This is a genomic window from Streptosporangium sp. G12, from assembly GCF_052983175.1.
Genome location: NZ_JBRIQO010000052.1, coordinates 1 through 14,732, shown reverse-complemented (window position 1 = coordinate 14,732; position 14,732 = coordinate 1). Strand labels below are relative to the sequence as shown.

The following is a 14,732-nucleotide window of genomic DNA, read 5'->3' as shown; positions in this document are numbered from 1 at the left end:
TCGAACGGAGGATTCACCCCGGCGTCCGGTGCTGACCGTCCATGACCAGGGGGGCGAGCAGGCGCTGCTGTACGGCGTGACCGTTGTCGGTCACCGCCAGCAGCCGCCGGCCGGCCTGTTCCGGCCGGACGCCGGGGCCGTCGGCCGACAGGGTGCCAGGCCTGCGGGTGAGCCCCCTGATGACGTCCTCGTCGATCGTGAGACCCAGGCCGGGCGAGTCCCCGAGATGGAACGCGCCGTCCTCGATGTGAAGGTCGAGGGACACCCCGAGCGGCGGACGCAGGTCCTGCAGCTCGCTGGCCATGTGGTTCGGCACCGACGTCGCGGCGTGCAGCAGGCCGACCGGGACGTTGCCGACCGGGCTGACCGGCAGATCGTGGGCGTGCGCCAGGGCGGACACCCGCAGGAAGTGGGTGATCCCCCAGACCACGGCCGTCTGGACGATGTCGACGGCCCCCGCGGCCAGCAGCGGGCGATACTGCTCGAGCCCGGTGAGGTTCTCCCCGGTGGCGACCGACGCGCGGATCCCGCGGCCGACGACGGCCAGGCCCTCGGCGTCCCACCGCCGGACGGGCTCCTCGATCCAGGTGAGGTCCAGGGTGCGCTCGAGCTCGCAGACGTGCCGGATCGCCTGCTTGCGCGACCAGGCCTCGTTCGCGTCGAGCATCAGGCCCGGCCGCTTCCCGTGCCCGGCCTCGGTCAGGACCTCCCGGACCAGCGTCAGGCGGTGCCGGTCCCGCTCGATGTCGAGGCCGCCCTTGAGCTTGGCCGCCCGCAGGCCGTGCCGGGCGTAGACCTCGTACACCGAGACGAGTTCGTCGTCGGTCAGGCCGATGTCCAGGCCCGAGGCGTAGGCGGGAACCCGCCTGTCGCGCCCGCCCAGCAGACGCCAGAGCGGCTCGCCGGCCGCCTTCGCCTTGATGTCCCACAGGGCGGTGTCGAGCGCGCCGATGGTCCCGAACACCGCGCCCGCGTGGCCCGCCTTGAAGGTCTGCCGCAGCATGCGGTCGTACAGCGCCGTGACGCCGCGCGGGTCCTCACCCTCGATGGCGGCGAAGACGTTGTCCAGTTCCACGTGAGGCCCGACGCCGACGCCGGTGATCCCCTCGTCGGTGTCCACGACGATGATCGACACCGGAACGACCCCGTCGGCGTAGACGCCGTTGGCGTCACCGACCGGACGGTCCCACTCCTGGACCGTCTTCAAAGTGCGATACCCCGAGATACGCATGTCAGCCCTTCGTGGAACCGGCGGTGACGCCGTCGGCGATCTGACGTTGGAGAAAGAGATAGACCATCAGCACGGGTACGGCGGCGATCAGAACCCCGGAGGCGAAGGTGGGGATGTCGTCGGAGTACTGTCCGCGCAGCGACGTGACCCCGACCATGAGGGTGCGATGGTCGGCCGAGGGCATCATCAGCAGGGAGATGAGCACGTCGTTCCAGCAGAACAGGGCGTTGAGGATGCCGACCGACAGCAGGGCCGGAGTGCCTATCGGCAGCATGACCCGCCGGTAGACGCCGTACGTCGTGTTCCCGTCGATTCTCGCCGCGTCGATGATCTCCCCTGGAACGGTCTTGTAGTAACTCGTCATCAGGAAGATCGTGAAAGGGAGGAACTGCGCGACGTAGGCCAGGATCAGTCCCGGGTAGGTGTCGATGAGGCCGCTGTCCGCCATCACCCGGGCGAGCGGCACCATGATCACCTGAAACGGGATGAACAGGGCCGCGAGACAGCCCAGGAAAAGCGCCTTGGAGCCGCGAAACCGCAGCTGGCTCAGCGCGAAGCCCGCCATCGACCCGAGGAGCAGCAGCAGGACCACCGAGATCGTCACCACGAGGAGCGAGTTGACGAAGTATCGTGCCATGCCGACGCTGGTCCACGCGGTGACGATGTTGTCCCACTGCAGGGAGGTCGTCGGCGAGAAGCGGTCGAGGACATACTCACGCCGGGTCTTCATGGCGACGTTGGTGGTGAACACGAGGGGATAGATCGTCGCCAGCGCGAGGAGCGCCATCGGGACGGCGAGTACCCACTTGGTCAGCCGGTTGCCGGACATCAGTCCTCCCTTCCGGCGCGGCGGAGCACGCTGATCTGCATGAGCCCCACCACGAGCATGATGAGGAAGAGGACCGTCGACGCGGCCGAGGCGAGCGCGGGGCGGTTCATCTGTCCCTGCTGGATCCAGACGTAGTACTCCGGCAGGTAGGTGGACCCCTCAGGCCCACCGCTGGTCATGACGTACAGCAGGCCGAACATGGACGTCAGCATCCCGATCATCGTGGTCACGAAGACGAACTGGATGGTGCGGGTCAGACCCGGGATGATCACGTGCCAGATGATCTGGGGGAGCGTCGCGCCGTCGACCCGGGCCGCGTCCAGGAGCGCGGGGTCCAGGGTGGCGAATCCGGCGAGGAACACCACCAGGGCCATCCCGAACGTCGCCCAGATGTGCACGCCGACGACCGCGAACATGGCGACGTCCGGATCGCCGAGCCAGTCGACCGGGCCGAGACCGATCGTCGCCAGGACGGTGTTCAACGGGCCGTCGTAGGCGAGCATCAGGTTGAAGATCGCGCCGACGATCACCGGCGAGAGCACGGCCGGGAAGAAGTAGACGCTGCGGAAGACACGGTGCCCGGGCACGCGCAGGTAGATGAACGTCGCCAGCAGGCCCGGGATGGCCACCGCCACGGGAAGCAGCAGCACCAGCAGCCCGACGTTGCGCAGCGCGCTCTGGAACGTCGCGTCCTGGAACATCTCCAGGTAGTTGTCGAGGCCGACCATCATCCCGTTGCGCTCGCCGTCGCCCGTGAAGGAGAAGTTGACGCCCAGCAGCAGCGGCCACAGCCGCAGTGCCACGATGATCAGCAGGGCCGGAGCCACCAGAACATAAGGTGCGAGGCGGTCGGAACGCCACGTGCGCGACACCGGGCGGGAAGCGGGCCCGGTGTCACCGGGACGTGCCCGTCGCCTCGTTGCCTCTCCGCCGGCCCGCCCGGAGTCGACCGGGCGGACCAACGGTGACGAATCTCGGATCGGCACGGGATCAGCTCGCCCGATCCGAGGCGGCCAGCTGCTCCACCACCTCGTCGACGGTCGCCGATCCACTCAGGAGCTGCTGGGAAAGCCTTCCCATCAGGTCCAGGGTCTTCGAGGACAACGCGACGTGCAGGGCGGGCTTACCCTCCTTGAGCTGCGACACGAGCGTGCCGACGGCCACGGGGCCCTGCGACACGTCGATCGTGGTGTCGGACGCGATCGCGCCGGCGTCGGAGTAGAAGGAGGTCAGGGCGTCGGTCGTGGTCAGCGACCGCACCATGTCGGCGGCCATCTTCGGGTCCTTCGCCCACTTCGCGACCGCGTAGCCGATGCCGCCGTCGTACGCGAGGCTCGGGGTGGTTCCGCTGGTGACGACCGGGGACGACATGACGCCGACCTTGTCGTTCCCCAGGAACTCGCTGAAGTCCTTCCAGTGCCCGATGTCCGACATCAGCCCGATGATGTGGGCGGCCTTGCCGGAGTTGAAGACCGTGAAGGCGTCGTTGAACATCGCGGTCGAGTTGGCACCCTTGTTGTTCAGCCCCGAGTCGCCGGCGTCCTTCCACAGCTTGAAGATCTGCTTCACGTTGGGGGAGTCCCAGGCGCGCTTCCCGGCGATCCAGTCGTCGTACTCCTGCGCCGTCAGGATGCCCGAGCCGAGGCCCGACATGAAGAACTGGATGCCGGCGCCCTCCTTGTTGCCGAGCGCGAAGCAGTCGGCCCCGGTCTTCTGCTTGATGGTGCCGCAGTCGTCGACGAACTCCTTCCACGTCGTGGCGGGGCTGGCCGGGTCGAGTCCCGCCTTCTCGTACAGCGTCTTGTTGTAGTAGATCGGGTGGCCCTGCAACGTCACCGGCGCGCCGTAGATCTTGCCGTCCTTGCTGAACGCGTCCCAGCCCGCCAGGCGCTCCTTGTCCTCGGCGACGTACTGGTCGAGGGGGAGGAGCGAGTCCACGCGGTCGCGGATCTGGCCGCCTCCGTTGAAGAGCATGACGTCCGGTCCCGTGCTGGACTGGATGGCCGCGCCCAGCAGGGTGTAGTACTGGTCGAACGGCTGGGCCACGAACTCGACCGTGACGCCGGGGTGCTTCTTGGCGAAGTCGTCCTTCGCCTTCTGGACGTAGGAGGCCGCGGCCGCGTCACCGGATTTCCAGTCCCAGACCACGAGCTTCGTGACCTTGCCGGAGTCGCTCGGCGCCGACGCGGGCTTGCTGGCGCTTCCGCAGCCGGCTAAGGCCAGTCCGGCGACCAAGAGGGCGGAGCACAGTGTTCGCTGCTTCATTGCTGTTCACTCTCCAGAGGACGGCCGGCTCGCCCGGCCGCGATGTGAGGCGAAACGTAATTCGTATGACGTCTGACGTCAATACACGTGACATATACTGATGTCGAAATGTGGCGCCGCCCGCGGCACCGGAGGAGATATGACGGCATCGCAGGAATCGCCGCCGAGCGTGGCGCCACCCCCGGCCTGGGTGCGACGGCCGGCCAACCTCGCCAGGGCGGTGACGGCGGAACTGGTGGAGCGCATCGTTCGCGGAGCGCACCCGCCGGGCTCACCGCTGCCTGCCGAACCCGCGCTCTGCGACGCCTTCTCGGTGAGCCGGACCGTCATCCGCGAGGCGGTGAAGATCCTTCAGGAGAAGGGGCTGGTGCAGGTCCGCCAGGGCAGCGGCACCATCGTCACCCCGCCGACGATGTGGGACATGCTCGACGAGCATGTCCTCGCGGCGACCATCGCCGAGGACGAGAGCCTGGCGATCCTCGACGACCTCGTCGTCACCCGGCGCGTGCTGGAGTCCGACATGGCGAACTTCGCCGCCCGCCTCGCGGATCAGGACACCGTCGACCGGCTGCGCGCGCTGGTGGACCGGATGGACGAGCTCGTGGACGACCACGTCACGTACGCCGATCACGACCGCGCCTTCCACGACGTGATCATGCAGGCGTCCGGCAACCGTATCGCCCGTGGCGTGGTGCGTGCCCTGGAGAGCCAGGTCATCAACACCGCCCGCTACATGGGCCAGCCCCAGCGGGCCCTGTGCGTGGCGTCCAACCTCGGCCATCGCCGCATCTACGAGCGCATCGCCGCCCACGACCCCGGCGGGGCCGCCGAGGCGATGTTCAAGCACATCACCGACGCCTGGCTCGTCCGCCGCGGCGGGCCGGACGAGCCCGTGCGCCTGGAGCGTTGAACGCGAATCCCGCTCGACCGGGACGCGGCGTCCAGTGGCTTTACTTCGATCCGATGAATCCGGCAGGCTCGGCCCGATGGGCATGCCTGTGAACCAAGTGGAAGAAGGCGTTTCGTGAAACTGTTTCGGGTGGGTTCGCCAGGCCAGGAGCGGCCCTGCGTCATGGGACCCGACGGCAGGGCGCTGGACCTGTCGGCGCTGACGGCCGACATCGACGGCGCGTTCCTCGCCGGGGGAGGCGTCGAGCGGGTACGTTCCGCCCTCGCCGAGGGCGGCCTGCCCGAGGCCGGGCCGTACGAGCGGATCGGCGCTCCGGTGGCCAGGCCAGGGAAGATCATCTGTATCGGGCTGAACTACTCCGACCACGCGGAGGAGACCGGTGCCGCCATCCCCGCCGAGCCGGTGGTCTTCATGAAGGCGTCCAACACGGTCGTCGGCCCCGAGGACGAGGTCCTGGTGCCGCGCGGCAGCGTGAAGACCGACTACGAGGTGGAACTGGCGGTGGTCCTCGGTGGCACGGCCCGCTACCTGTCCTCCCCGGAGGAGGCGGCGGGCGTGATCGCCGGATACGCGATCGCGAACGACGTCTCCGAGCGGGAGTTCCAGAACGAACGCGGCGGCCAGTGGGACAAGGGCAAGTCGTGCGAGACGTTCAACCCGCTGGGCCCGTGGCTGGTCACGCCGGACGAGGTAGGTGATCCGCAGGCGCTCGGCCTGCGCCTGTGGGTCAACGGGCGGCTCCGCCAGAACGGCAGCACCAAGAACCAGATCTTCGGCGTTCATCACGTGATCTGGTACCTCAGCCAGTTCATGGTCCTGGAGCCGGGGGACGTGGTGAACACCGGCACCCCCGCCGGGGTCGCCCTCGGCATCGGCCCGGAGGCGTACCTGCGCGCGGGCGACGTGGTCGAACTCGAGATCGACGGACTCGGCCGCCAGCGTCAGCGGATGGGGCAGGCGTGAGAGCGGACGAAACGCTTCCCGGGCGCGCGAAGGCGTGTGGGAGGGGGCCGGCACGGGAGCGCTCCAGGTGAGGTCGGCGGCTACGGACGCGTGTTTCCCCGCGTAGGGCTGTCGGGGAGGTTCGGGGGCTCGGCGGAGGGAGCCGGGTGGGGCAGGCCCAGGTTGGTGATGCGCCGCACCAGGGCCTCGCGCCGCACCCGGACCTGCCGGCCGCTGTCGTGGCCGGCCAGGGTGGCGGCGCGGACCTCGGCGATGACATGGGAGTGCGGGACGTTGAGCACCGCGGCGGCCGTGGCGACGCTCACCAGGGGCTCGTCCGGCAGCATCGCCAGCCGTTCGGCGATCATGCGCTCGCGGAACTCGGCGGCGAACCACACGGTGGCGTCACCGACGCCGAGATGGAGGACGAGTCCTTCGCGTTCCAGGTGCAGCAGGAGGTCGTCGATGTCGCCTGGCGTGCTCATGCGGCGCTTTCCCTCGTGTCGGTGGTGTCGGCGGGGTGGGGGACGCCCGGCGCCGCGTTCCGGCGACGACGTCCCCCAGGCCGCCCCGGACCGGTGAGTTCGTCCGGGGCGGCCTCCCTCGCCCCGGCCTTCCGCGGCCGGGGCGTCCGGGCGATGGCCTTCGCCGGGGCGGTGGACCGCCCCGGCGAAGGGATGAGACGGCTGGATCAGCTGCGCAGGGTCCACTTCTGGCTGGTCGTGCCGGTGCAGGACCACAGCTGGACCTTGGTCCCGTTGCCGGTCCCGAAGTTGCTCGCCTCCATGCACTTACCGGACTGCACGCCGGTGACGGTGCCGTCGGCGTTGACGTTCCACTGCTGGTTGGCCTGGCCGTTGCAGTCCCAGATGATCACCTGGGTGCCGTTGGCGGTGCCCTGCCCGTTGGCGTCCAGGCACTTGTTGCCGTACACCTGCAGCTGCTTGCCCGAGGTCTGGGTGAAGCGCTGGTTGGTGCCGGTGCCGCAGTCCCACAGCTGCACCTGGGTGCCGTTGGTGGTGGTCGAGTTCGGGACGTCGACGCAGCGGTTCGACTGGGTGCCGACGAGCTGCACACCCTGCGGGGGCTGGGTGGTTCCCTGGGGTCCGGCGGCCGCCATCACGGCCTGGGCGCCCGACGGCCAGTTGCCGTTGGTGACCGTGACGTTGTTGTTGACGACGTTGCCGCGGTCGCCGTTGGTCACGTTGGTGCTGCCGTTGGTCGACCAGTTGCCGGTGACGGTGAAGTTCCCCATGTTCTCGGCGTACCAGTAGTTGGCGGTGGCCCAGGTGCCGGTGGAGGAGAAGACGTTGTTGCGGGCGGTGTAGTACCGGGAGCCCTCGTCGAAGTAGACGCCGAAGTAGCCGTTGGTCCGCAGGCAGTAGTTGTCGCTGATCAGCCCGCCCGGGTTCGCCGACAGCGTGTAGATGCATCCGCCGTCGTTCATCTGCTGCATGACGTCGTGCACGTAGTTGCCGGAGAGCCGGTTGTTGGACGCGGTGGTGGCCGTGGTGTAGCGCGGCTGGTAGTTGTACAGGCCGCGGCCGGCGTAGTGCTCGCTGCCGCCGGCGTCGTTGGCGCCCCAGCCGTACCCGATCGACATGCCGGTGTACGGCATGTTGTAGACCTCGTTGTTGGTGACGGTGGCGGTGCTGACGTAGGTGGTCAGGACCGAGACGATGCCTCGGTACTCCACGCCGAGGTCGTGGATGCGGTTGTTGCTGACGGTGATGTTCCGGTTGACCATCCGCTGGTCGCCGGGGTGGTGGGCGTCGGCGCGCACGCCGCCGACCACGATGCCGCCGGCCGAGTTACGGGCGATCTCGGAGCGGGTGACGGTGATGTTGCTCGCGCCCAGGCCGACACCGCTGGCGTGACCGTTGGCGTCGTTGCCGATGCCGATGGCCGTCTGCCCCAGGTTGAAGAACTGCGAGTCGCTGAAGGTGACGTTGTTGGCGGCGGACACCTGCACGGCGGCGGGCATCTGGTACCAGTTCGGCCGGGTGGCCTCGAACTGCGGGCAGCCGTTGTGGCAGGAGGTGAAGGCGGGCCAGCTCCAGTTGCCGGCCATGTAGACGCCGGTCTGCTGGTCCACGTAGCCCTGGTTGCCGCTCGGCGCCGTCCAGGTCGTGCCGGTGAACGTGATCCCGGTGAACGCGATGTGGTGCGCGGGCGCGTCGTAGGTTCCCCCGACGTTCACCAGGGACTGCAGCACCGGCAGCTCCACGCTGACGCTGCTCATGTTCTGCCCGGAGAGCGGGATGTAGGAGAGCGCGCCGGTCCCGGAGTCGAGGTACCACTCGCCCGGCGCGTCGAGGAACTCGTAGGCGTTGGTCAGGTAGAGCGGGCCCGCCCGGTGCGGGCTGGTGAAGGTGTCGTACCCGAAGTTGTTGTTGCTCCAGCCGGGCTGCTGCATCGTGATGAAGTTCCCGGTGATGTTCTGCACCGACACGTACCGGTCCGTGAACGAGTTGACGCTCTCCATCTGGACCCGGCTCTTGTTGGCGAGGTTGTTCAGATAGCTCAGGGCGCCGTTGGTGAAGGAGAGGCCGCTGCTGTTCGCGGTGAAGTCCGCCCGGTTCACCTGGGTGCGGGCGCGGGTGGCGATGGCGCCGTTGACGTACAGCTGCCGGGTGTCGGCCCCGGCGCCGACGTTGGCCCGCCAGATGTTCTTCCCGGAGTCGGCGAGCGACCAGCCGGTGACCGCCCTGGCGCCGCTGATGACGGGACGGGTACCCGCGGCGGCCTGCCACTTGACGGTGTAGCCGTTGTTGCCGGAGTCGGCGGCGGTCAGCCGGAGCGGCGCGGAGAGGCGGTACGTCCCGGCGGCCAGCTCCACGACGATGTCACCGGACATCGCGCCGGTGAGCGCCCGCACCGCGGTCTGCGCGGCGGGCAACGAGCAAGGCTGGGCCGCGGAGCAGGTGGTGCCGCTACCGGAAGGGGAGGCGTAGAGGGTCGTGGTGGCCGCCGAGGCGGGCGAGACCGGCGCCACCAGGGCGGCCGCGGCGGTCAGCCCTATCGCGGTGGCTCCGGCCAGCATCAGTCTCCGCATCGCGGAGTACGAGAATTCAAACACGGGACTTCCTTGTGTCGGGGGGTGGGGGAGTGGCCGGCGGAACGTCCCATCGGAGCCGGTCCGGCGGCTGCGGCGCCGGTCCTCGTGCCGCCCGGGGCGCGGCCGTCCACGTACGGACGGCCGCGCCCCGGGCGGTCAGGCATGCGAAAGTGCTCCTGCCGCAGAAGGGGATCCCTCGCCGGGACGATGCTTTCCCGGCGAGGGATCCCGAAGGTGTCTCAGAGATCAGGAAAAGGGGTCAGGTCCGGGTCCAGCGCTGGTTGCTTCCGCCGTTGCAGTCCCAGATGGCGAGTCTGGTGCCGTTGGCGGTGGCGCTGTTGGGCACGTCCAGGCACTTGTTCGCGCCGAGGGCGGTGATGGTGCCGTCGGCGTTCAGGCGCCACTTCTGGTTGTTCTGCCCGTTGCAGTCCCAGATCTGGACCAGGGCGCCGTTGGCGGTGCTCTGGTTGGCCACGTCCAGGCACTTGTTGCCGTAGACCCGCAGTTCACTCGCGGCGGTCGTCGCCCACTGCTGGTTGTTCTGGCCGTTGCAGTCCCAGAGCTGTACCGCGGCGCCGTTGGCCTGCGAGACGCCGCTCACGTCGAGGCACCTGCCCGAGCCCACACCCCGGATCGCCCCCGCCGTTCCCGGCGTCGGAGTCACCGTCGGAGTCGGAGTCGGCGTGGGGTTGGGGTCGCTCCCGAACTGCGAGAAGAACCTCCACACCTCGCCCTTGGTCCAGGTCGTGATGCCGCTCTCGGCGTAGGTCCCGTCGACGGGGCCGGGCATGTGACCGTTGTCGAAGGCGGCCCACACGACCGGGTACCCGGCACGGCACCCCGAGTAGGTGGTGGTGATGTGCGTCCTGCTGCCAGAACCCGGCTCCGGCGGGTTCTGGGGGGTGCAGCCGTTGTTGCGGACGAACCTGTCACGCAGCGACCGTCCCTGGGAGATGTTGAGGACGTTGTCGCTGATGCCGTGCAGTCCCATGTACGCGATGGGCTGGGAGCCGTCGCTGCACCCGCTGAGCTGCGCGCCGGCGTAGACCGCGACCGCGCGGAAGACCGTCGCCCTGCTGCACGCGAGCGAGTAGCTCATACCGCCGCCGTAGCTGAAGCCCATGGCGAAGCGCTGCGTGGTGTCGACGCACAGGGAGGCGTCGAGCAGCCTGTTCAGGTCGTCGACGAGGACGACGTCCTCGTTGTTGGAGTTGGCCCAGCCGTTGCCGATGCCCTGGGGCGCGACGAAGATCCCGTTGTTGTTCGACATCTGCCGCATGCCGTAGAAGGACCAGGGGTACCCGCTGGTGCCGCCCGAGTCGATCTCGTTCATCGTGCCGCCCCGCCAGTGGAACCCGAAGAACACGCGGTAGGGCGTGTTGTTGTTGTAGTTGTCGGGGAGCCTCAGGATGTAGGAGCGCGTCTTGCCGCCGCTCTGGATCGTGCGCGTGCCGCTTGTCAGCGCCGGGGCCTTGCCGCACCCGGCGGTCGGCGCGAGGGCGGCGGTGCCCGTGGACGACGTGGTCGCGCCGACGCTGTTGCTCAGCGCCGCGTGACCCGTGGACAGGACGAGAAGCGCCGCGGCCGCGATCGCTCCGAAGAAGGATTTCTGCTTCAACATCACGCGACTCCCCCCGGGATGGGGACGTCGACATGTCTGGATGGGGAAACCACTTGGTTCTCCTTCATTGGGGGGTAGGAGTCTCAGCCGGCCGGTGTGGCGGCTCAACGCCGTTTCGTCGGTGCCCGCGCCGAACACCACGTCTGGCCGGTTCTTGCCGATGTCGCCGGACGACCGCGTTCTGGTGCGAAGTGGTACGGAACCGTTCGCGTCACCGTCGTGGACGACGATGTCCGTCCTTACCTCCGGTGGCCTCCGCCGGTCCGGCTCGGCGGCGAGCCGCCCGGCGAGGTCCGACCGCGCCGCCGGCTCGCCGCCGTCGACCCGCGTGGGCCGTCCGCAGCCACCCTCATGGCGGTGGCACGGCCGGCGAGCACGGATAGTGCCGTCCCACGCCCAGCGCCGGCAGCCGGTCGCCGCGGTGTCGGGCGCGTCCGCGTGGCTGGTTCCGATCGCTCACATGATTCTCCAGACATGTCGCGGTGTCCGGCGAGTGGTACCGCGAGGGGGGTGTGATCTGAGGGACTGCGTGAGTCGAGACGGTCGGGTCACGATGCACGACCGCCGCGGAGTGCCCCACTCCAGATGCGGTCCAGCCAAGGAGGAGACCCCCGACAGGAGGCGTCCCGGAGACTTAGCTACTAATTACGTTCCTCACGCTGAGGCGCGTCAAGACCTTAAGCCCACTTATTTCTGACTCCTCACAAGCGGACCATTGTCAGAGTGGGAACTCTTTCGAGCATAAGCGCAGTTGGAAGGCTTGCTCTTTCCCTCGGCCGGTGCGCGGATTCCGCGCCGCGTCAGATGTGTAGCACTCTATGTCAGGTAGGTTGCGAGGATTGGTGCTGATCCGAGCCTCGGTTGGCCGTACCCTTGAGGAGGCGGTGGCAGGGAGGGAGCGGCGTGGTCGATACTCCGCGTGCGGAAGGCGTGTACCGGCCGGGCTACGAGGTGGCCGCGGAGCAGGTGCTGGAGTTGATCAGTCGGTTGCGCCTGCGGCCCGGTGACCGCATGCCCACCGAGAACGAGCTGGCCCGGCAACTGGGCACGAGCCGAACCGTCGTGCGTGAGGCGGTGAAGATACTCTCGGCGCTCGGCCGGGTACGCGCCCAGAAGGGGCGCGGTCTCTACGTGGCCGACGACGAGGGGATGCTCGGCACCGGACGTTGGGCGTCCTTCTTCCTGCCCACCGACCTTGACCACGTCTACATGCTCTTCGAGTTCCGCCGGGCTCAGGAGATGGAGACCAGCCGGCTGGCCGCCCGCCGTGCCACCCCGGCGGAGCTGGGAGACATCGAGAAGTCGGCCGAGGTGTGCCGCTACGGATTCGACATCGGACGTGAGGATCTGTTCATCGAGGGCGACGACGCCTTCCACACCGCCATCGCGACGGCCTCGCACAACATGTTCCTCCAGATAGCGGTGCGAGAGGCCCGCCGGCTGCAGGCCCAGTCCAACCTCATCGGACTGCGCGGCTCGGTGGGCGGGCACGCGGCCAAGGCCGTCGAGGAACACGACGCCATCTACCAGGCCATCCGCGCCGGAGACCCGGAAGCGGCGGCCCAGGCCGCGGCGACACACATCGACAACACCCTGGACGACTACCGCAGAGAGATCCAGCAGCGCATCTTCTCGCCGACCGATTGATCTCCCGCGAGCGGATTACGCGGGTGGTGCGGGTACGGCACCGCCAGGACGCGCCCGGTGCCGTCGTGCCGGACGCCCGCGGCGAGCACCACGTGCGCCGATGGCCGCTCTGCTCGGGAGGAAAGAGCGAATGGCCGCCCGGCCGTCGCGGGGACGGCCACGGGTGAAAGTTTCACCGCACCGCGCCTCCAGGAAGAGCGAGCGCCCTTTGATGGAAGCAGATGGGACCTGGTCGCCGAGCAAACGCCCGGAATGCAAGACCTGCCTGATTCTTGACAGGCATTCCTCACTTCGTGTCTACTCTGCCGCACCACCCACAACCAAGCCCGCCGGGCAGAGGACAGGTCTCGATGAACTTATGTGAGCGCTAACAAAGTAACTCGGGCCGAGCGTCCTGCCCCAGACGCCCTGTCCGGCCCGGTTGACGGAGGTGAGCGTTACCGGCACCCGCCCTCTTCGTGTTCGGCGACATCACCCGATCCACAGGAAACGCCGCCACACCTCCGGTGACCGGCCTCGACGACCCTCCGCGTCGAACCGGTCCGGGAGGCTCCCGTCGATCGGCTCGGATCGACCAGGTGAAGAACCCGCCCGGGGCGCCGACCACCCCAGGCGGGTTCCGCTCGGTGGGGTCAGGTTCGGGTCCAGCGCTGGTTGCTTCCGCCGTTGCAGTCCCAGATGGCGAGTCTGGTGCCGTTGGCGGTGGCGCTGTTGGGCACGTCCAGGCACTTGTTCGCGCCGAGGGCGGTGATGGTGCCGTCGGCGTTCAGGCGCCACTTCTGGTTGTTCTGCCCGTTGCAGTCCCAGATCTGGACCAGGGCGCCGTTGGCGGTGCTCTGGTTGGCCACGTCCAGGCACTTGTTGCCGTAGACCCGCAGTTCACTCGCGGCGGTCGTCGCCCACTGCTGGTTGTTCTGGCCGTTGCAGTCCCAGAGCTGTACCGCGGCGCCGTTGGCCTGCGAGACGCCGCTCACGTCGAGGCACCTGCCCGAGCCCACACCCCGGATCGCACCCGCCGTTCCCGGCGTCGGAGTCACCGTCGGAGTGGGCGACGGCGACGGCGACGGGTTCGCGCCGCCGTCGAGGCCGAGGAACGTGATGGCGTGGGGGAACATGCCGTCCAGCGGCAGGGAGTGGCCGTGGCCCGCGAAGCTGAACGCTTCGACCGGAGCCTGGGTCGTGGTGGCGCCGTACCGGGTCCGGGTCACACCCGATCGAGGGCTGTCGGCGAACGCCGGTGTCTGGCTCGATCCGTGCAGGTCGGTCCACTGCTTGATCTCTTCGCCGAAGTTGGGATAGGCGAGCGTGGTGTCGGTGCTGCCGTGCCACAGCTGCATCCGGGGATAGCGGCCGGTGTATCCGGGATACATCGCCCGTGCCTGGTCGCCCCACTGCTGCGGGGTCTTGACGAGGTTCCCGCCGGAACACTGGCTGTTCCACAGCGATCCGTTGGTGGTGGCGAAGCACCCGGCGGGGACGCCGGAGAACGCCGCGGCGGCCGTGAACACGTCCGGGTACTGGGCGGCGAGCACGTTGGTCATCATCGCGCCGGAGGAGAAGCCACTGACCACGATGCGGGCGGGGTCGACGTTGTGGCGCTGCCGGGCCCACGTGGCCATGGACATGATTCCGGTGGAATCACCGCCGCCGTCGCGCCTGAGCGCGGCGGGGGTGGAGACGTCGAAGCAGCGTCCCTCCCGGGTGGCCTCGGGGACCACGATGATGTACCCGTACCGGTCCGCCGCGGTCACGTAGTCACGCCCGACGCTGTTGAAGACCCCACTGGCCGTGCCCGTGCAGTAGTGGACCATGACCAGCATCGCCGGCCGTGCCGCGACCCTGTCCGGTACGTAGATGTACATGTTGAGGTTCGTCGGGTTGTTACCGAAGTCGGTCACCTGGGTCAGCGACGCGGCCGCGGCGGGCCGGACCGCCAGGAGCAGGCCCGCGATCAACAGGGGTAAGGCGCCGGCCGCCGGCACGGCCCTGAGCCTTCGTCTCACATCATGTCCTTTCGATTGCCGGGGCGCCTCCAGCCACTTCGCTGACGGCTTGCCTCGTCAGGGCTCAAGCCGAAGCCTCCGGTGCGGCGGGTCTCGCCGCACCGGAGGCCCCTCATCAGGACGGAAGGAAGGTCAGCAGGTCCATGTGCCCTAGGAGCTGTTCGAGGTTCGGATCATGTGGTTGAAGTGAGGAGTTTCAGCCACATGATCGAGCCTCGGAGGTGGA

The 14,732-nt window shown here is 68.6% G+C and carries 11 protein-coding genes; 3 read left to right on the top strand and 8 right to left on the bottom strand.

Going from position 1 to position 14,732, the window contains the following annotated elements:
- Positions 1-13 precede the first annotated feature (13 nt).
- The 4 genes from ACVCAG_RS44250 to ACVCAG_RS44235 all read right to left on the bottom strand — a co-directional run bounded on the left by ACVCAG_RS44250 (position 14) and on the right by ACVCAG_RS44235 (position 4,325).
- The gene (locus tag ACVCAG_RS44250) at positions 14-1,207 is read right to left on the bottom strand and encodes an enolase C-terminal domain-like protein (RefSeq protein WP_440089645.1); all 1,194 of its coding nucleotides are present in this window, start codon (positions 1,205-1,207) and stop codon (positions 14-16) included.
- 25 nt (positions 1,208-1,232) lie between these two features.
- Positions 1,233-2,060: an ABC transporter permease subunit gene (locus ACVCAG_RS44245; RefSeq protein WP_440089644.1), complete on the bottom strand. Its 828-nt coding sequence runs from the start codon at positions 2,058-2,060 to the stop codon at positions 1,233-1,235.
- The gene (locus ACVCAG_RS44240; RefSeq protein WP_440089643.1) at positions 2,060-2,887 is read right to left on the bottom strand and encodes an ABC transporter permease subunit; all 828 of its coding nucleotides are present in this window, start codon (positions 2,885-2,887) and stop codon (positions 2,060-2,062) included. Before ACVCAG_RS44240 ends, ACVCAG_RS44245 begins: the two co-directional genes overlap by 1 nt.
- A 163-nt stretch (positions 2,888-3,050) precedes the next feature.
- Positions 3,051-4,325: an ABC transporter substrate-binding protein gene (locus ACVCAG_RS44235; RefSeq protein ID WP_447191571.1), complete on the bottom strand. Its 1,275-nt coding sequence runs from the start codon at positions 4,323-4,325 to the stop codon at positions 3,051-3,053.
- 139 nt (positions 4,326-4,464) lie between these two features.
- Here ACVCAG_RS44235 and ACVCAG_RS44230 point away from each other — a divergent pair, with 139 nt between their 5' ends.
- Positions 4,465-5,235 (top strand): FadR/GntR family transcriptional regulator, encoded by a 771-nt coding sequence (locus ACVCAG_RS44230; protein WP_447191570.1) that lies wholly within the window; start codon positions 4,465-4,467, stop codon positions 5,233-5,235.
- Between the two features lie 114 nt (positions 5,236-5,349).
- Positions 5,350-6,198 (top strand): fumarylacetoacetate hydrolase family protein, encoded by an 849-nt coding sequence (locus tag ACVCAG_RS44225; RefSeq protein WP_447191569.1) that lies wholly within the window; start codon positions 5,350-5,352, stop codon positions 6,196-6,198.
- 80 nt (positions 6,199-6,278) lie between these two features.
- Here ACVCAG_RS44225 and ACVCAG_RS44220 read toward each other — a convergent pair whose 3' ends face one another.
- The 3 genes from ACVCAG_RS44220 to ACVCAG_RS44210 form a co-directional block, all read right to left on the bottom strand.
- Positions 6,279-6,662 (bottom strand): hypothetical protein, encoded by a 384-nt coding sequence (locus ACVCAG_RS44220; protein WP_440089638.1) that lies wholly within the window; start codon positions 6,660-6,662, stop codon positions 6,279-6,281.
- 206 nt (positions 6,663-6,868) lie between these two features.
- Positions 6,869-9,256, bottom strand: coding sequence for a ricin-type beta-trefoil lectin domain protein (locus ACVCAG_RS44215; protein WP_440089636.1), 2,388 nt, complete (start codon positions 9,254-9,256; stop codon positions 6,869-6,871).
- Positions 9,257-9,494: 238 nt separating this feature from the next.
- Complete coding sequence (locus ACVCAG_RS44210; protein WP_447191568.1) at positions 9,495-10,856, bottom strand: lectin; 1,362 nt, start codon at positions 10,854-10,856, stop codon at positions 9,495-9,497.
- A 903-nt stretch (positions 10,857-11,759) separates the two neighbouring features.
- On the opposite strand from ACVCAG_RS44210, the gene ACVCAG_RS44205 reads away from it, so the two are divergent.
- Positions 11,760-12,503, top strand: coding sequence for a FadR/GntR family transcriptional regulator (locus ACVCAG_RS44205; RefSeq protein WP_447191567.1), 744 nt, complete (start codon positions 11,760-11,762; stop codon positions 12,501-12,503).
- A 632-nt stretch (positions 12,504-13,135) separates the two neighbouring features.
- On the opposite strand, the gene ACVCAG_RS44200 is transcribed toward ACVCAG_RS44205, so the two are convergent.
- Positions 13,136-14,506 (bottom strand): extracellular catalytic domain type 1 short-chain-length polyhydroxyalkanoate depolymerase, encoded by a 1,371-nt coding sequence (locus tag ACVCAG_RS44200; protein ID WP_447191566.1) that lies wholly within the window; start codon positions 14,504-14,506, stop codon positions 13,136-13,138.
- Between the last annotated feature and the right edge of the window lie 226 nt (positions 14,507-14,732).

Bases quoted from the DNA above. Each gene is read 5' to 3' on its own strand.
- ACVCAG_RS44210 (WP_447191568.1), bottom strand. From the start codon at position 10,856: ATGTTGAAGCAGAAATCCTTCTTCGGAGCGATCGCGGCCGCGGCGCTT.
- ACVCAG_RS44245 (WP_440089644.1), bottom strand. From the start codon at position 2,060: ATGTCCGGCAACCGGCTGACCAAGTGGGTACTCGCCGTCCCGATGGCG.
- ACVCAG_RS44235 (WP_447191571.1), bottom strand. From the start codon at position 4,325: ATGAAGCAGCGAACACTGTGCTCCGCCCTCTTGGTCGCCGGACTGGCC.
- ACVCAG_RS44220 (WP_440089638.1), bottom strand. From the start codon at position 6,662: ATGAGCACGCCAGGCGACATCGACGACCTCCTGCTGCACCTGGAACGC.
- ACVCAG_RS44230 (WP_447191570.1), top strand. From the start codon at position 4,465: ATGACGGCATCGCAGGAATCGCCGCCGAGCGTGGCGCCACCCCCGGCC.